Origin of the sequence: Citrobacter sp. Ce104 (genome assembly GCF_030334595.1) — a bacterium.
Lineage (GTDB): Bacteria > Pseudomonadota > Gammaproteobacteria > Enterobacterales > Enterobacteriaceae > Citrobacter > Citrobacter europaeus.
Window position 1 is genome coordinate 625132 of the sequence record NZ_JAOWDP010000068.1, and the last position, 18082, is coordinate 643213.

The 18082-nt window shown below is 53.2% G+C and carries 16 protein-coding genes; 14 read left to right on the forward strand and 2 right to left on the reverse strand.

All coding sequences use genetic code 11. The features are described from left to right. The first annotated feature begins 720 nt into the window (after positions 1-720). The 6 genes from OGW16_RS21410 (at position 721) to mgtE (ending at position 8068) form a co-directional block, all read left to right on the forward strand. Positions 721-1845 carry a porin OmpC gene (locus tag OGW16_RS21410; protein ID WP_043017013.1) on the forward strand — a complete coding sequence of 375 codons (1125 nt, stop codon included), beginning with the start codon at positions 721-723 and terminating at the stop codon, positions 1843-1845. 115 nt (positions 1846-1960) lie between these two features. Next, on the forward strand, positions 1961-3013 hold the full coding sequence (apbE, locus tag OGW16_RS21415; RefSeq protein ID WP_100194611.1) for an FAD:protein FMN transferase ApbE: 1053 nt from the start codon (positions 1961-1963) through the stop codon (positions 3011-3013). Positions 3014-3092: 79 nt separating this feature from the next. Continuing rightward, entirely contained in the window at positions 3093-4157 is a 1065-nt protein-coding gene (gene ada / locus OGW16_RS21420; protein WP_087052503.1) for a bifunctional DNA-binding transcriptional regulator/O6-methylguanine-DNA methyltransferase Ada, read from the forward strand. Then, positions 4157-4807 (forward strand): DNA oxidative demethylase AlkB, encoded by a 651-nt coding sequence (gene alkB, locus OGW16_RS21425; RefSeq protein ID WP_043017010.1) that lies wholly within the window; start codon positions 4157-4159, stop codon positions 4805-4807. Before ada ends, alkB begins: the two co-directional genes overlap by 1 nt. 75 nt (positions 4808-4882) lie before the next feature. Continuing rightward, on the forward strand, positions 4883-6526 hold the full coding sequence (locus OGW16_RS21430) for a multidrug ABC transporter permease/ATP-binding protein (protein WP_047409874.1): 1644 nt from the start codon (positions 4883-4885) through the stop codon (positions 6524-6526). A gap of 105 nt (positions 6527-6631) precedes the next feature. Next, on the forward strand, positions 6632-8068 hold the full coding sequence (gene mgtE / locus OGW16_RS21435) for a magnesium transporter (protein WP_043017008.1): 1437 nt from the start codon (positions 6632-6634) through the stop codon (positions 8066-8068). On the opposite strand, the gene OGW16_RS21440 is transcribed toward mgtE, so the two are convergent. Next, a complete protein-coding gene (locus tag OGW16_RS21440) occupies positions 8031-9278 on the reverse strand; it encodes a SulP family inorganic anion transporter (protein WP_286518804.1) in 1248 nt (415 codons plus the stop codon). The two genes, mgtE and OGW16_RS21440, sit on opposite strands and share 38 nt — an antisense overlap. Positions 9279-9556: 278 nt before the next feature. Between OGW16_RS21440 and mqo the strand changes: the two genes are divergently transcribed. Then, positions 9557-11218, forward strand: coding sequence for a malate dehydrogenase (quinone) (mqo, locus tag OGW16_RS21445; protein WP_043017007.1), 1662 nt, complete (start codon positions 9557-9559; stop codon positions 11216-11218). 95 nt (positions 11219-11313) lie between these two features. Here the strand turns inward: mqo and eco are convergent, their stop codons facing one another. Next, positions 11314-11811: a serine protease inhibitor ecotin gene (gene eco, locus OGW16_RS21450; RefSeq protein WP_075146372.1), complete on the reverse strand. Its 498-nt coding sequence runs from the start codon at positions 11809-11811 to the stop codon at positions 11314-11316. A 413-nt stretch (positions 11812-12224) separates the two neighbouring features. Between eco and napF the strand changes: the two genes are divergently transcribed. Genes napF through napC form a run of 7 tightly spaced genes read left to right on the forward strand, consistent with a single transcriptional unit; the run spans position 12225 to position 18062 of the window. Further along, positions 12225-12716 carry a ferredoxin-type protein NapF gene (gene napF / locus OGW16_RS21455; protein ID WP_181634536.1) on the forward strand — a complete coding sequence of 164 codons (492 nt, stop codon included), beginning with the start codon at positions 12225-12227 and terminating at the stop codon, positions 12714-12716. Continuing rightward, on the forward strand, positions 12706-12969 hold the full coding sequence (napD, locus tag OGW16_RS21460) for a chaperone NapD (protein ID WP_080626296.1): 264 nt from the start codon (positions 12706-12708) through the stop codon (positions 12967-12969). Before napF ends, napD begins: the two co-directional genes overlap by 11 nt. Beyond that, the gene (gene napA / locus OGW16_RS21465; RefSeq protein WP_043017005.1) at positions 12966-15452 is read left to right on the forward strand and encodes a nitrate reductase catalytic subunit NapA; all 2487 of its coding nucleotides are present in this window, start codon (positions 12966-12968) and stop codon (positions 15450-15452) included. The genes napD and napA overlap by 4 nt, the downstream gene beginning before the upstream one ends. A gap of 6 nt (positions 15453-15458) precedes the next feature. Next, positions 15459-16154, forward strand: a complete 696-nt coding sequence (napG, locus tag OGW16_RS21470) for a ferredoxin-type protein NapG (RefSeq protein ID WP_043017004.1) — start codon at positions 15459-15461, stop codon at positions 16152-16154. Beyond that, on the forward strand, positions 16141-17004 hold the full coding sequence (gene napH / locus OGW16_RS21475; RefSeq protein ID WP_286518806.1) for a quinol dehydrogenase ferredoxin subunit NapH: 864 nt from the start codon (positions 16141-16143) through the stop codon (positions 17002-17004). The genes napG and napH overlap by 14 nt, the downstream gene beginning before the upstream one ends. Further along, positions 17001-17450 carry a nitrate reductase cytochrome c-type subunit gene (napB, locus tag OGW16_RS21480; protein WP_016153772.1) on the forward strand — a complete coding sequence of 150 codons (450 nt, stop codon included), beginning with the start codon at positions 17001-17003 and terminating at the stop codon, positions 17448-17450. Before napH ends, napB begins: the two co-directional genes overlap by 4 nt. 9 nt (positions 17451-17459) lie before the next feature. After that, positions 17460-18062 carry a cytochrome c-type protein NapC gene (gene napC / locus OGW16_RS21485; RefSeq protein ID WP_006683729.1) on the forward strand — a complete coding sequence of 201 codons (603 nt, stop codon included), beginning with the start codon at positions 17460-17462 and terminating at the stop codon, positions 18060-18062. Positions 18063-18082 lie beyond the last annotated feature (20 nt).

Genomic DNA, 18082 nt, shown 5'->3' on the forward strand with positions numbered 1-18082 from the left:
AACGACGCCAAAGATGAAGGGGCAGTATAAAGGGTAATGTATGAATTGCCACACTTACACCACGCCGCATGGCCCGCATTTTTCCGCCCCTCATTTTGTTGCAGCCATCATGATGCAAAGGTGTACAGTGGATAAAAGCGAGTACAAATATTTGTACGGAATGTATACATTTAGCATTAAATAACAAGAAATTATTAATCAGATTTATATCTGGATACGACTCTATGAGATAGTTAATAGTCGTTATGGTTTTTCATCGGTAGCACAGAACGGTAAGTTTTGTGTAAAGAAGAGTAAAAAAAAACCGAACGCGAAGCATTCGGTTGAAATAGGGGTAAACAGACATTCATGAATGAATGACGGTAATAAATAAAGTTAATGATGATAGCGAGTCTATTTTAGTTGCGAGTGAAGATTTTGTTTTGTCATTCAGTGCTATAACTAATTGCATTGTAACTTTCTGATTTTGAATTAAATTTCAATAATTCTTGATTATTTGTGCTTATTTTTCCTGTTTTTTGAATTTTAAAAAGTTCCCTCTTATTAACATTTAGAAACACCTATGTGGATAAATGAAACACCTTAAAAGTTTTAGTATCATATTCGTGTTGGATTATTCTGTGTTTTTGCGGAGAATGAAGTTGCCGACTGGTTAATGACCTTAATCAGTATGCAGTGGCATAAAAAAGCAATAAAGGCATATAACAGAGGGTTAATAACATGAAAGTTAAAGTACTGTCCCTCCTGGTACCAGCACTGCTGGTAGCAGGCGCAGCAAATGCGGCTGAAATTTATAACAAAGACGGCAACAAATTAGACCTGTACGGCAAAGTCGACGGTCTGCACTATTTCTCCGACAACAAAGGTGATGATGGTGACAAGACTTACATGCGTATCGGCTTCAAAGGCGAAACCCAGGTTAACGACCAACTGACCGGTTACGGCCAGTGGGAATACCAGATTCAAGGCAACCAGAGTGAATCCAGCAACGACGCCTGGACGCGTGTGGCATTCGCAGGTCTGAAATTCGCTGATGCAGGTTCTTTCGACTACGGTCGTAACTACGGTGTAACTTATGATGTAACGTCCTGGACCGACGTCCTGCCAGAATTCGGCGGTGATACCTACGGTGCGGACAACTTCATGCAGCAGCGTGGTAACGGTTATGCGACCTACCGTAACACAGATTTCTTTGGCCTGGTTGATGGTCTGAACTTTGCCCTGCAGTACCAGGGTAAAAATGGCAGCGTAAGCGGTGAAAACGAAGCTGGTCGTAGCCTGCTGACCCAGAATGGCGATGGTTACGGCGGCTCCCTGACTTACGATCTCGGCTCTGGCTTTGGTATTGGTGGTGCGATCACTACCTCTAAACGTACCGCTGATCAGAATGCTCTTGGCGTGTACGGTAACGGTGACCGTGCAACGGTTTATACCGGTGGTCTGAAATACGACGCTAACAACGTTTACCTGGCCGCACAGTACTCCCAGTCCTATAACGCAACCCGTTTCGGTACCTCTAACGGTAGCAACCGCACTGCTGCATATGGCTTCGCAGATAAAGCTCAGAACTTTGAAGTTGTGGCACAGTACCAGTTCGATTTCGGTCTGCGTCCTTCCGTGGCTTACCTGCAGTCAAAAGGCAAAGACATCAGCAATGGCTTCACCAACTACGGTGACCAGGATATCGTGAAATACGTTGATGTTGGCGCGACTTACTACTTCAACAAAAACATGTCTACCTATGTTGATTACAAAATCAACCTGCTGGATGACAATGCGTTTACCCAGGCAGCAGGTATTGCTACCGATGATATCGTAGCACTGGGTCTGGTTTACCAGTTCTAATCTGCGCTCATGTCGTTAAAAGGCCCTGCGGGGCCTTTTTTAATGCCGTTTTTTCGTCGTACAAACAACGATTTTTGGTGTACTCTTGCGCCCGTTCGCATGAGGATAATTACGTATGGAAGTGAATTTTTATCGCGCAGCGTTACTGGCTGTGACGATCTTTTTAGTCGGGTGCGATGAGGCCCCGAAACCCGCTCAGACCACGACACCTGCCACCGTTCTGGAAGGTAAAACGATGGGCACTTTCTGGCGGGTCAGTGCGGTGGGCGTAGATGCCAAACGCGTCGGGGAACTGCAGGCGAAGATCCAGACTCAGTTGGATGCCGACGATCAACTTCTCTCTACCTATAAAAATGATTCTGCGTTGATGCGCTTTAACCTGTCGACAAGCCTGTCGCCATGGCCGGTTAATGATGCCATGGCAGATATCGTGACTTCGGCGCTGCGCATTGGCGCAAAAACCGATGGGGCCATGGATATTACCGTGGGACCGTTGGTCAATTTGTGGGGATTTGGCCCGGATAAGCAACCGGTGCATATTCCCACTCAGGCGCAAATTGACGCAGCCAAAGCGCAAACCGGGCTTTCACATCTGAAGGTTGTTAATGAGGCTCATCGGAACTATCTGCAAAAAGATTTGCCCGAGCTGTATGTGGACCTCTCGACCGTTGGTGAAGGTTATGCCGCCGATCATCTGGCACGATTAATGGAGCAGGAAGGGATCGCCCGTTATCTGGTTTCCGTTGGCGGCGCGCTGAACAGCCGCGGTATGAATGCAGAAGGACATCCGTGGCGAGTCGCGATTCAGAAGCCTACCGATCGTGAAAACGCGGTGCAGGCGATTGTCGACATTAACGGGCATGGCATTAGTACCTCCGGCAGCTACCGTAACTATTATGAGCTGGATGGTAAGCGCCTTTCCCATGTTATCGATCCTCAAACCGGTCGTCCGATTGAACACAACCTGGTGTCCGTGACGGTGATTGCCCCAACGGCGCTGGAGGCTGACGGCTGGGATACCGGATTGATGGTCCTCGGCCCGCAAAAGGCCAAAGAGGTGGTACGTCGTGAAGGTCTGGCGGTCTATATGATTATGAAAGAGGGTGAGGGGTTTAAAACCTGGATGTCGCCGCAGTTCAAAAGCTTTCTGGTCAGCGAGAAAAATTAAAAAGCAAGATTGCGGGTTTTTGTATCCGCCTATGGGGACACACTGAGGCTAAGCGCTATGCTTAACAAAGGAGTCCATAATGAAAAATCGTTTACGCGTAACTGATGATGACCGCTGGCAGTCCGTTTTGGCTCGTGACGCCGACGCTGACGGCCAGTTTGTTTTCGCCGTCCAGACTACCGGCATTTTCTGCCGTCCGTCCTGTCGGGCGAAACATGCGCTACGCAAAAATGTCAGTTTCTTTGCCGATGCCAGGCAGGCGCTGGCCGCCGGTTTTCGTCCCTGTAAACGTTGCCAGCCAGATAAAGACAGCGCACAGCAGCATCGGCTGGAGAAAATAGCCCGCGCCTGCCAGTTGCTGGAGCAGGAACCCCCCCTTACGCTGGACGAACTGGCGCGGCAGGTGGCAATGAGCCCCTATCACTTACATCGCTTGTTCAAAGCTACGACAGGCATGACCCCGAAAGCGTGGCAGCAGTCCTGGCGTGCCCGCCGTCTGCGCGATGCCCTGGCAAAAGGCGATCCGGTAACGCAGGCGATTCTCAACGCCGGATTCCCCGACAGCAGCAGCTACTACCGACAAGCGGATCAGGCGCTAGGCATGACCGCAAAACAATTTCGTAAAGGCGGCGACAACGTTTCTGTACGCTATACCCTTGCAAATTGCTCCCTGGGTCGTTGTCTGGTGGCGGAAAGCGAGCGGGGTATCTGTGCGATCTTACTTGGTGATGATGATACGGCGTTGGTTGCGGATCTGCATGAGCTGTTTCCCGCTGCGCAGGATGTTCCTGCAGATGCCGATTTTCAGCAGCGCGTGCGCGAAGTGATCGCCGCGATCAATTCGCGTGACGCGTCGCTATCGCTGCCCCTGGATATCCGGGGCACCGCATTTCAGCAGCAGGTGTGGCAGGCGCTGCGCACAATTCCATGCGGCGAAACGATGAGCTACCAGCAACTGGCCAGCGCTATCGGTAAACCGAAGGCGGTACGCGCGGTGGCCAGTGCCTGTGGGGCCAACAAACTGGCGATTGTTATCCCGTGTCACCGGGTTATTCGCGGCGACGGGGCGCTTTCGGGCTACCGGTGGGGCATTGCGCGCAAAGCGCAGTTACTGCAACGTGAAACTACTGGCGAGGAAACATAATGCTCGATCTCTTTGCGGATGCTAAACCCTGGCAGGAGCCGCTGGCTTCAGGTGCGGTTATTCTGCGACGTTTCGCTTTTGATTCCGCGCCCCCTTTGCTGCAGGCGATTGCGGCTGTCGCCAGACAGTCGCCTTTTCGCCAGATGGTGACGCCCGGCGGTTACACGATGTCGGTGGCGATGACCAACTGTGGTCGTCTGGGGTGGACGACGGATCAGCATGGCTATCTTTATTCTCCGTTTGATCCACTCACCGGCGCGCACTGGCCGCCGCTGCCGGACGCATTTGCTGACTTGTGCCAACAGGCGGCGACGGCGGCGGGCTATGCTGATTTTCAACCCGATGCCTGCCTGATTAACCGCTACACGCCAGGGGCAAAACTGTCTTTACATCAGGATAAAGACGAGCCTGACCTGCGGGCGCCGATTGTCTCGGTGTCGCTGGGGCTGCCGGCCATCTTTCAATTTGGCGGATTGCGCCGTAATGATCCCTTAAAGCGTTTGCTGCTGGAACATGGCGATGTCGTGGTGTGGGGCGGTAATTCGCGGCTGTTTTATCATGGGATCCAGCCGCTTAAAACGGGGTATCATCCGTTGACCGGAGACTGTCGCTACAATCTGACGTTTCGCCAGGCGGGTAAAAAAGAATAAAAATAAGAATTATTATTGCTGTCAGCGAAGAGATGTTTAAACTGCGGGCTGTTATTACTTGTCCGGGTTGTGTGCATGGAACTTTTACTTCTTGTCTGGCGGCAGTATCGCTGGCCATTTATCAGCGTTATGGCGCTCAGCCTCGCCAGCGCCGCGTTGGGAATTGGGCTGATTGCGTTTATCAACCAGCGCCTGATTGAAACGGTCGACACCACGCTGATGGTGCTGCCGGAGTTTCTTGGCCTGCTGCTGCTATTGATGGTTGTCACTCTCGGCTCTCAGCTGGCGTTGACCACGCTTGGCCACCACTTTGTCTACCGACTGCGTAGCGAATTTATCAAACGTATTCTGGATACCCACGTCGAGCGTATAGAACAGCTTGGTAGTGCCTCGTTACTGGCCGGTTTAACCAGCGATATTCGCAATATCACCATCGCCTTTGTTCGTCTGCCTGAACTGGTGCAGGGAATTATCCTGACCGTCGGGTCGGCGGCGTATCTGGCGATGCTGTCGACCAAAATGCTGCTGGTGACGGCAATCTGGATGGCAATCACTATCTGGGGCGGATTTGTACTGGTGGCGCGAGTGTATAAACACATGGCCACCCTGCGTGAAACAGAAGACAAGTTGTACAACGATTATCAGACGGTGCTGGAAGGGCGCAAAGAGCTGACGCTCAACCGCGAGCGCGCCGAGCATATCTTTAATCAGATGTACGTCCCGGATGCCAAAGAGTACCGTCATCATATTATCCGTGCCGATACTTTCCACCTGAGCGCGGTTAACTGGTCGAACATCATGATGCTGGGCGCCATTGGCCTGGTGTTCTGGATGGCCAACAGTCTGGGCTGGGCGGATACCGCCGTGGCGGCGACCTATTCTCTGACACTGTTATTCCTGCGTACGCCGCTGCTCTCTGCCGTTGGCGCACTGCCGACGCTGCTCACCGCGCAGGTGGCGTTCAACAAGCTGAATAAATTCGCACTGGCACCTTTTAAAGCAGAGTTCCCGCGTCCAACCGCATTTCCTAATTGGCAAACGCTGGAGCTGCGTAACGTGGTTTTCCATTATCAGGACAACGCATTTTCCGTAGGGCCGGTGAATCTGACTATTCATCGTGGTGAACTGATCTTTCTGATTGGCGGTAACGGTAGTGGGAAATCTACGCTGGCGATGTTACTGACCGGACTATACCAGCCGCAGTCAGGTAAGATTTTGCTTGATGGTAAGGCCGTTGCCGTTGAAAAGCCGGAGGATTATCGCAAGCTGTTCTCCGCCGTGTTTACCGACGTCTGGCTGTTCGACAAACTGCTGGGGCCGGAAGGTAAAGAGGCTAATCCGCAGCTGGTTGCGAAGTGGCTGGAACATCTGAAGATGGGTCACAAGCTGGAGCTGAGCGATGGCCGTATCCTCAATCTGAAGTTGTCGAAAGGGCAGAAGAAACGCGTGGCGCTGCTGCTGGCCCTGGCGGAGGAGCGCGACATCATTCTGCTGGACGAATGGGCTGCCGATCAGGATCCTCATTTCCGCCGGGAGTTTTATCAGGTCCTGTTACCGCTGATGCAGGAAATGGGTAAAACCATCTTCGCCATTAGTCATGACGATCACTACTTTATTCATGCCGATCGCCTGCTGGAAATGCGCAACGGACAGTTGAGTGAACTGCTGGGCGATGAGCGTGATGCTGCCTCTCGTGACGCGGTGGCGCGCACGGCATGATCCCACATGCCGCTGGTTTTTTATCCACCCGGCGGCACTGTTTATTGTTATTTACATAAATCGGCATCATGATTAATGATATTTCATATCATGGATTTATGATTAATGTCCGTTACAAACAAAAACAGCGCCAGGCTGCGTGATGAAGAGCGTGCGCGTCTAATCTGGCTGCTGACCACAGATAAAGCCATTATTTCAACCCTGTTGGGCAAGCTTACCCTGGCTGAGCAATATGACGTCGGTACGTTAGCCGACGATATTGCTGAGGTAGGGGCGCTGGTAGCTCACCTGCCGCCGCCCGATTTGGCCGATACCCTGGAAGCCTTACCCTCTGAAGAGCGCCACGCCCTGTGGCGACTGGTCGAAAGTGAAAAGCGCGGTAACGTACTGCTTGAGGCGTCAGAGAACGTCTGGGACGATCTGATCGATGAGATGAGCGACCGCGAGCTGCTGGATGCGTTGCAATATCTTGATATCGACGAACAGATTTATCTGGTCCAGCATCTCCCTCGTAACCTTACGGGACGACTGCTGGCGACGTTACCGGCCGAGGAGCGGGCGCGCGTCCGTCAGGTGCTGCACTACGAGAAGAACCGCGTCGGTGCGATCATGGAGTTCGAGGTCATCACCGTGCGTCCGGACGTGACGCTGGAAGTGGTGCAACGCTACCTGCGACGACTGGGGAAAATGCCGGAGAACACCGATAAACTCTTCGTGACCGATCGTAATAAAGTGCTGGTCGGTGAACTGACGCTAACCTGTATTCTGCTCAATGATGTGCAGCGAAAAGTCAGCGAGGTGATGGAAGATGACCCGCTCACCTTTTCTCCGGAAGATATCGCCGAAAACGCTGCGCGTACCTTCGAACGTGACAACCTTGTCAGTGCCGCGGTAGTTGACCCTTCAGGTAAACTGATGGGTCGCTTAACCATTGATGAGATCGTTGATGTGGTTTATGAAGAAACCGATACCGATCTGCGTCGAATGGGGGGCTTAAGCGCCGAAGAAGATGTGTTTGCTCCCGTTACGAAAGCGGTAAAAACCCGCTGGGCATGGTTGGCCGTTAACCTCTGTACTGCCTTTATCGCTTCGCGAGTGATCGACGGCTTTGAACATACTATTTCGCAATTGGTGGCGCTGGCCTCGCTGATGCCGATTGTGGCGGGGATCGGCGGCAACACCGGGAATCAAACCATCACCATGATCGTTCGCGCGCTGGCGCTACAAAATATTCAGCCGGGAAACCTGACGTTTTTGATCCTGCGCGAAATGGGCGTAGCGTTGATTAATGGCCTCGTGTGGGGCGGAATCATGGGCGGCATTACCTGGTGGCTGTATGATGACATGGCGCTCGGCGCCGTGATGACTTTGGCGATGATGCTCAATCTGCTGATGGCGGCGTTGATGGGCGTTATTATTCCGATGACGATGGTGAAGCTCGGGCGCGACCCGGCGGTCGGCTCGAGCGTCATGATTACGGCCATCACCGATACCGGCGGTTTCTTTATTTTTCTCGGTCTGGCGACGCTGTTTCTGATGTAGCCGCACGTTGGCGTCTGACGATACGCGGCAAAATGAGCATCGTCATTACCCCGGCAACCACGCCAATCGCCAGGTTGCCGGTCGACACCGTGGCCGCGACGGTCACCAGCATCACCAGGGTTTCAGTGACGGGGAGTTTCGTCAGCGTGGTGGGATGGATGCTGTGCCAACTGAAGGTTTTCACCGCCACAATCACCATAATCCCCGCCAGCACCGACATGGGGATTTTCGCCATCACTTCGCTTAAGGCGGTGACCAGCAGTAACAATACCAGCCCTGCGGCAAACGTTGAGACGCGGCTGCGTCCTTTACCCATCTCAACGTTAACGATGGTTTGACCAATCATCGCGCACCCGGCAATACCGCCATAAAATCCGGCCAGAATATTGGCTATCCCCAGCCCGGCGCTCTCGCGATTCTTATTCGACGGCGTAACCGTCAGATCATCCACCAGACGGGCGGTTAACAATGACTCCATCAAACCAACAAAAGCGATGCTCAACGCGCAGGGCCAGATAATCGCCAGCGTGTGCAGGTTGAGTGGGACGAGTAGCTGCGTTAATCCCGGCAGGCCGCCGCTCATTGAACCTTCGTCACCGACGGTCGGTAACAGTTGCCCGCTGGTGACAGTGAACAGGGTCAGCAGCACGATGGCGATAAGCGGTGCGGGGATTGCTTTAATAAAACGCGGAACCCAAAGCACAATCAACAGCGTCAGGACAAACAGCCCCCAGATTAGCGGGCTTTTACTCCAGAAATGCGGGACTTGGGCAAAGAAAATTAAAATACCCAGCGCGTTCACAAAGCCGGTCATGACGGCCGTAGGGATGAATCGCATCAGACGCGCCATTCCTAATACGCCAAACAGGATCTGAATCATCCCGGCCAGCACCACCGCAGGCAGAATATATTGCACACCGAATTGATGCACCATCGGGCCTATTACCAACGCAACCGATCCTGCAGCGGCGGTTACCATTGCCGGACGTCCGCCTAAAAATGACATCGCCAGGCATAGTACGACCGAGGCTATCAGGCTGACTTTAGGATCGACGCCGGCGATAACGGAAAAAGAGATCACTTCCGGGATCAGCGCCAGGGCGGTTACCACACCGGCCAGCGTTTCGCGAACCAGCAGACGGGGTTGGCGCAGGACGGCACGGGTCGTGTGTTCCGCGACAGCGACAGAGGAAGGATGATTTGCAGACATAGTTACACTCAGGTCAAAAATGGCCTGATACAGCAGACCGACAGGCATCCGTGCGGTGAATAGCAAAGCGCAGCATAGTACCTGTCTGACGGACTGGTTTCCAGAAATGATTGTCAATCACCGTATAAACTATCAACGTATTAATAACATTTTTAAAAATTAAATATAATTTATAAACAATATTTAATTATTTTTACTTAAGTGTTACCGTTGATGCCGCTCGATTTTCACCTGCATTAAAAGCAAAAAAGCGATACTAAAAGTAAGGCATTAACATTATGAAAAAAGTGACTGCCATGCTCTTCACCATGGCTGTAGGGCTGAACGTTGTCTCAATGGCAGCAAAAGCGAAAGCGGCGCAAGAGCAGGAAACGGATGTACTGTTGATTGGCGGCGGCATCATGAGCGCCACGCTGGGAACCTATTTACAGGAGCTGGAGCCGCAATGGTCAATGACCATGGTAGAGCGACTGGATGGTGTAGCGCAGGAAAGCTCAAACGGCTGGAATAACGCCGGAACCGGCCACTCCGCACTGATGGAGCTGAACTACACGCCTAAAAAGGCCGACGGTAGCATCAGCATTGAAAAGGCAGTCGAAATCAACGAAGCCTTCCAGATTTCCCGCCAGTTCTGGGCCTATCAGGTCAATAATGGCGTGATGCATGAACCACACTCTTTTATCACCACGGTCCCACACATGAGTTTTGTCTGGGGTGACGAGAACGTGAACTTCCTGCGCGCACGTTACGCCGCACTGCAGCAGAGCACGTTATTCCGCGGTATGCGTTATTCCGAAGATCATGCGCAGATTAAAGAGTGGGCGCCGCTGGTCATGGAAGGCCGCGATCCGCAGCAGAAAGTCGCGGCAACGCGTACCGAGATTGGTACTGACGTAAACTACGGCGAAATCACGCGCCAGCTGATTGCTTCGTTGCAGAAAAAGCCCAACTTTGCGCTGCAACTGAGTACCGAAGTGCGTGGCTTTAAGCGTAATGCCGATAATAGCTGGACGGTTACGGTCGCCGATCTGAAAAATAACGAAACGGAACACGATATCAAGGCGAAGTTTGTCTTTATCGGTGCCGGTGGCGCTGCGCTGAAGTTGTTGCAGGAAACCGACATTCCGGAAGCGAAAGGCTATGCCGGATTCCCGGTGGGCGGGCAGTTCCTGGTTGCGGACAATCCGGACGTGGTCAATCGCCACCTGGCGAAAGTGTACGGTCAGGCCTCCGTTGGCGCGCCCCCGATGTCCGTACCGCACATCGATACGCGTATCCTTGATGGCAAACGCGTCGTGCTGTTTGGGCCATTTGCAACCTTCTCCACCAAATTCCTGAAAAACGGTTCATTGTGGGACCTGCTCAGTTCGACCACCACCTCGAACTTTATGCCGATGGTCAACGTGGGTCTGGATAACTTCGATCTGGTCAAATATCTGGTAAGCCAGGTGATGCTCAGCGATGACGACCGTTTCGCCGCGCTGCAAGAGTACTATCCGCAGGCGAAAAAAGAAGACTGGCGTTTATGGCAGGCGGGTCAGCGTGTGCAGATCATCAAAAGTGATGCGGAGAAGGGCGGTGTGCTGCGTCTGGGAACCGAAGTTGTTAGCGATAAAGAGGGCACGATTGCTGCGCTGCTGGGGGCTTCCCCGGGTGCGTCAACCGCGGCACCGATTATGCTGCATCTGATGGAAAAAGTGTTTAAAGATAAAGTGGCCAGCCCCGAGTGGCAGGCGAAACTGAAAACCATTATTCCGTCTTATGGTACCAGGCTGAACGGTAACGTTGCGGCTACGGAACAAGAACTGCAATACACCAGTGAAGTACTGGGGCTGAAATATGACAAGCCGCAGGTTGCTGATGAAGCGCCGAAACCACAGCTGAAACCTCAGGCACAACCGCAGCCTGAGCAGAAAGCCGTCGCGGATATTGCACTGTAAATAAAATGCCGGATGGCGCTGTTGCGCTTATCCGGCATGGTTTATGCGTCTGTAGGCCGGATAAGGCGGTACGCCGCCATCCGGCACATTCACACTTAGCGCGCCACAGCGTCCTGAATCTTTTCTTCCGCTTTCCAGATACGGTATTTAACTTCCACGTTTTCCGGGGTGTAGACCACAATCGGCAACTTGCTGTTGTAACGCAGCATGCCGTCATCACCCAGATGTGCAGTAATGAATTTCTTCTCTTTCTTACCGTCCGGGCAGGCCATCATGGTTGAAACCGGAGAGGTAACTTTGTCAAAAACATAGTAATCATATCCCCAACCTTCCAGCGTTTTGCTATCCAGTTCACCGCCCAGACGGTGTTGATTACAGTCAACTTCCAGCGTTTGTCCGATCAGCAGTTCTACTTTCAGAGTAGATTCATCTTTCTCAGGGGTAAGCTGGATAACCTGGCGCTTCATACCCTTTTCCGCCTTGGGATAAGGGGCGACTTTTTCCAGCGGCTGAGCGGCGGTATCGTTACTGGCAGCCCATGCAGAGGTGCTGGCAAAGGCGGCGAAAAGTACGGCAGGGACAATTGTCTTCATCTTATTGTTCACAGTGTTTCCTTTCTTCTGTCTTATGAACGAGTCTGTAGCAGGTTAACATATTTGTATAATCTATTAATCTGGATTTACTTATATTTAAAGTGTATTGGGTAGTGGTTTACTATCAAAGTAGCGATATGTTCCAGGAATTATCCTAATATTGAGATCTTTATCTTTTTGAGTTAACCGTTATATAAACTGTTATATAACTCATTGAAATGTGAGCAAAAGCGCATTTTTTTCCGCCAACTCAACACTCCTTTGATCCGGCAACAGCATTTACCCCGATTGGGGTATGCACCTCTAACACATCCTGAAATATCTTACGGCTAAAAATAACTACTCATAAATAGTGCAGTTTTTTATGTCGTTCAACCCGCCGAGGGAGGGCGTCATTATGGAAGGACAATGTCATGGTTGATTTATCCCGTCGAGGCATGTTGACAGGTAGCTGGCGAAACGCCAGCGCGGGGATCCGTCCGCCGTGGAGCAAGGAAGACTCTTACTTTCTCGCCCATTGCCTCCGTTGTGACGCCTGCGTCCAGGCGTGTGAAACCGACATCCTGCAGCGAGGCCAGGGTGGTTACCCGAGCGTAAATTTCAAACACGGCGAGTGCAGCTTTTGCTATGCCTGCGCAGAAGCCTGTCCCGAATCACTTTTTCTTCCGCGCCACACCAGGGCATGGGATCTGAATTTTACGATTGGGGAAAACTGTCTCGCACATCAGTCCGTTGAATGTCATCGCTGTCAGGATAGCTGTGAACCCATGGCCATAACCTTTCGCCCCACGCTGTCCGGCATTTATCAGCCGCAGCTCGACAATCAGGCCTGTAACGGATGTGGCGCATGTGTCGCTATCTGCCCGGTATCAGCCATTAACGCGGAGTACAACCATGGACAATAACTGGCAGGTCTGCAGCCTGGTCGTTCAGGCCAAAAGTCAGCATATCAATGATATCGCCACCCAGTTGCGTTTGTTTCCGGGTTGCGAAGTTGCACTCAGCGATGTCGAAAGCGGTCAGTTGATCGTGGTGGTGGAAGCTGAGCACAGCGAAACGTTAATGAAAACTATTGAGTCAGTACGCAACGTTGCGGGCGTACTGGCGGTGTCGCTGGTTTATCACCAGCAGGATGAGCAAGGTGAGGAAACACCATGAAACTCAGTCGTCGTAGCTTTATGAAAGCTAACGCCGTTGCGGCCGCTGCGGCGGCTGCCGGGTTAAGCGTGCCGGGCGTAGCCCGCGCGGTAGTCGGTCAGCAAGAAGCCATCAAATGGGACAAAGCCCCGTGCCGTTTTTGCGGGACGGGCTGTGGCGTATTGGTCGGGACGCAGCAAGGGCGTGTTGTGGCATGCCAGGGCGATCCGGATGCGCCGGTTAACCGTGGGCTTAACTGCATCAAAGGTTACTTCCTGCCGAAAATCATGTACGGAAAAGACCGTTTAACGCAGCCGATGCTGCGCATGAAGGACGGTAAGTATCACAAAGAAGGCGAGTTTACCCCGATTAGCTGGGACCAGGCCTTTGACGTGATGGAAGAGAAATTCAAAACGTCGATGAAAGAGAAAGGCCCAGAGTCTATCGGTATGTTCGGCTCTGGCCAGTGGACGATTTGGGAAGGTTATGCCGCTGCCAAATTGTTTAAAGCGGGTTTCCGTTCCAATAACATCGACCCGAACGCGCGTCACTGCATGGCCTCAGCGGTAGTCGGCTTTATGCGTACCTTTGGTATGGATGAGCCGATGGGCTGTTACGACGATATCGAGCATGCAGACGCCTTTGTCCTGTGGGGCGCGAATATGGCGGAGATGCACCCGATCCTGTGGTCGCGCATCACCAACCGTCGTCTGTCCGATCCTAACGTGAACGTCGCGGTTCTCTCCACCTTCCAGCACCGCAGCTTTGAGCTGGCGGATAACGGTATGGTGTTCACGCCGCAAACCGATCTGGTGATCCTCAACTACATCGCTAACTACATCATTCAAAACAATGCGATAAACCAGGATTTCTTTAGCAAGCACGTTAACCTGCGTAAAGGCGTGACGGACATCGGCTACGGTCTGCGTCCAACCCATCCGCTGGAAAAAGCGGCGAAGAACCCGGGATCTGATGCCTCTGAACCGATGAGCTTTGAGGATTACAAAGCCTTCGTTGCTGAGTACACGCTGGATAAAACCGCCGAAATGACCGGCGTACCAAAAGATCAACTGGAACAGCTGGCGCAGCTGTATGCCGATCCGAAGAAAAAAGTCATCTCCTACTGGACGATGGGCTTCAACCAGCACACACGCGGCGTGTGGGCCAACAACCTGGTCTATAACCTGCACCTGTTGACCGGCAAAATTTCCCAGCCAGGCTGCGGCCCGTTCTCTTTGACCGGTCAGCCTTCCGCATGCGGTACCGCGCGTGAAGTCGGGACGTTCTCCCACCGTCTGCCTGCGGATATGGTGGTAACGAACGAAAAACACCGCGATATCTGCGAGAAGCACTGGAATATTCCGTCAGGGACCATTCCGGCAAAAATTGGTCTGCACGCCGTAGCACAGGACCGTGCGCTGAAAGATGGCAAGCTCAATGTCTACTGGGCGATGTGTACCAACAATATGCAGGCCGGTCCAAACATCAACGAAGAGCGTATGCCGGGCTGGCGCGATCCGCGCAACTTCATCATTGTCTCCGATCCGTACCCGACGGTCAGCGCCCTGTCAGCTGACCTGATCTTGCCGACCGCGATGTGGGTAGAGAAAGAAGGCGCCTACGGGAATGCGGAACGTCGTACACAGTTCTGGCGTCAGCAGATTAAAGCGCCGGGCGAATCGAAATCGGATCTGTGGCAACTGGTGCAGTTTTCCCGTCGCTTCAAAACCGAAGAAGTGTGGCCGGAAGAGCTGCTGGCGCAGAAACCAGAGCTGCGCGGCAAAACGTTGTATGACGTGCTGTTTGCTACGCCTGCAGTGACGAAATTCCCGGTGGCTGAACTGGCTGAAGATCAACTTAACGATGAATCCCGCGAGCTGGGCTTCTATCTGCAGAAAGGGTTGTTCGAAGAGTACGCCTGGTTCGGTCGTGGCCACGGACACGATCTCGCACCGTTTGACGATTACCACAAAGCGCGCGGTTTACGCTGGCCGGTTGTTGAGGGCAAAGAGACCCAGTGGCGTTACAGCGAAGGCAACGATCCTTATGTGAAAGCGGGTGAAAGCTACAAGTTCTACGGTAAGCCGGACGGCAAAGCGGTTATCTTCGCGCTGCCATTTGAGCCTGCCGCAGAAGCCCCGGATAAAGAGTACGACCTGTGGCTGTCTACCGGACGTGTGCTGGAGCACTGGCATACCGGCAGCATGACGCGTCGCGTGCCTGAACTGCACCGTGCTTTCCCGGAAGCCGTGCTGTTTATCCATCCGCTGGATGCAAAAGCACGCGATCTGCGCCGTGGCGATAAAGTCAAAGTGGTTTCCCGTCGTGGCGAAGTTATCTCGATTGTTGAAACGCGCGGGCGTAACCGTCCGCCACAGGGGCTGGTGTACATGCCGTTCTTCGACGCCGCACAGCTGGTGAACAACCTGACGCTGGATGCGACGGATCCGCTCTCCAAAGAGACGGATTTCAAGAAGTGCGCCGTGAAACTGGCGAAGGTGTAACGCGTTATGTCCCGGTCAGCAAAACCCCAAAATGGCCGCCGCCGCTTTCTGCGCGACATGGTTCGTGCAGCGGGCGGGCTGGCCGTCGTTGGCGTGGCGCTGGGGTTGCAACAACAAACCGCTCGTGCAAGCGGCGTGCGGTTGCGTCCGCCAGGCGCTCTGAGCGAGGAAGCATTCGCCAGCGCCTGCGTGCGCTGCGGTCAGTGCGTTCAGGCATGTCCATATGACACGCTGAAACTGGCGACGCTGGCCTCCGGGCTGGCAGCCGGTACGCCGTATTTTGTCGCCCGCGATATTCCCTGCGAAATGTGTGAGGACATTCCGTGCGCCAAAGTCTGCCCCAGCGGCGCGTTGGACAGGGAAATTGAATCCATCGACGACTCGCGTATGGGACTGGCGGTACTGCTGGATCACGAAAACTGCCTCAACTATCAAGGGTTGCGCTGCGATGTTTGCTATCGCGAGTGTCCGAAAATTGATGAGGCGATCACCCTGGAGCTGGACCGCAACATGCGTACCGGCAAGCATGCGCGGTTTATTCCAACCGTACACAGCGATGCCTGTACCGGCTGTGGGAAATGCGAAAAAGTCTGCGTACTGGAACAGCCGGCAATAAAAGTGCTGCCGCTGTCGCTGGCGAAAGGGGAGTTAGGACACCATTACCGCTTCGGTTGGCTGGAGGGGAACAATGGCAAATCGTAAACGTGATGCCGGGCGTGAGGCGCAGGCAAAAAAAGGATGGTGGAAGAGCCATCGCTGGCTGCTACTGCGACGTCTGAGTCAGTTCCTGATACTGGCGATGTTCCTGAGCGGCCCGTTGCTTGGCGTGTGGATCCTGCATGGTAACTACAGCAGTAGTTTGTTGCTGGACGCCATTCCGTTCACCGATCCGCTGATTACCCTGCAAAGCCTGGCCAGCGGACACCTGCCGGCGACGGTGGCAATCACGGGGGCGGCCATCATCACGGTGCTGTATGCCCTGGCCGGTAAGCGACTGTTTTGCAGTTGGGTTTGTCCCATGAACCCGGTCACCGATTTAGCCAGCTGGTTGCGCAGAAGGTTTGACCTGAATCAGTCCGCAACCCTGCCGCGCCATATACGGTACGTCCTGCTGGTGGTTATCCTGGTCGGTTCTGCGCTGACCGGTACGCTGCTGTGGGAGTGGATAAATCCAGTCTCGCTGCTCGGACGTAGCCTGGTAATGGGATTTGGCAGCGGAGCGCTGCTGATCCTCGCGCTGTTTTTATTTGATCTACTGGTCGTTGAGCATGGCTGGTGCGGGCATCTTTGCCCACTGGGTGCGCTGTATAGCGTGGTGGGGAGTAAGGGTGCATTAACCGTTTCGGCAAAAGAACGTAACAGATGTAACCGCTGTATGGATTGTTTTCATGTTTGCCCGGAACCGCATGTGCTACGTGCGCCGGTGCTGGATGAGCAAAGTCCGGTGCAGGTAACCAGCCGCGATTGCATGGCCTGCGGTCGCTGCGTGGATGTCTGTTCTGAGGATGTTTTTACAATAACAACACGATGGAGTTCGGGAGCGAAATCATGAAAAGCCATGACCTGATTAAAGCGCTGAGTCAATGGACGGCTGCGCTGGCCCTGGTAGTCAGTGGGGCCGTTTGGGCTGCAAACGGAGTGGATCTGAGCCAGTCACCGGAAGTCTCAGGGACACAGGAAGGGGCGATTCGCATGCCGAAAGAGCAAGTGCGTATGCCGCTGAACTATGTGAATCAGCCGCCGATGGTTCCGCACAGCGTTGAAGGGTATCAGGTGACGACGAACACTAACCGCTGCCTGCAATGCCACGGTGTGGAAAGCTATCGCACCACCGGTGCGCCGCGCATTAGTCCGACGCACTTTATGGATAGCGACGGCAAGGTATTGGCTGAAGTCGCGCCGCGTCGTTATTTCTGCCTGCAATGTCACGTTCCGCAGGCTGACGCCGCGCCGATTGTTGAAAATACCTTCACCCCCTCGAAAGGTTACGGGAAATAAGAGGTCATTATGGAAAATTCTAACCGTAAACCAGGCTGGATTAAGCGCGTCTGGCAATGGTGGCGTCGCCCCAGCCGTCTGGCGCTCGGCACGCTGTTGTTAATCGGCTTTGTGGGCGGCATTATTTTCTGGGGCGGCTTTAATACCGGTATGGAAAAGGCCAATACAGAAGAGTTCTGCATTAGCTGTCACGAAATGCGCAATACGGTATACCAGGAATACATGGAAACCGTACACTACAACAACCGCAGTGGTGTGCGAGCAACTTGCCCTGATTGCCACGTCCCACATGAGTGGGCTCCGAAAATGATCCGTAAGATCAAGGCCAGTAAAGAGCTGTACGCGAAAGCACTGGGGTTAATAGATACACCGCAAAAATTTGAAGACCATCGTCTGACGATGGCGCAAAATGAGTGGCGGCGTATGAAAGATAATAATTCGCAAGAGTGTCGCAATTGTCACAACTTCGAGTTTATGGATTTAACCGCCCAGAAAGGCGTTGCGGCCAAAATGCACGACCAGGCCGTGAAAGACGGGCAAACCTGTATTGACTGTCATAAAGGGATAGCGCACAAACTGCCTGATATGCGCGAAGTCAAACCGGGCTTTTAACAGGATGTAGATAACCAGGT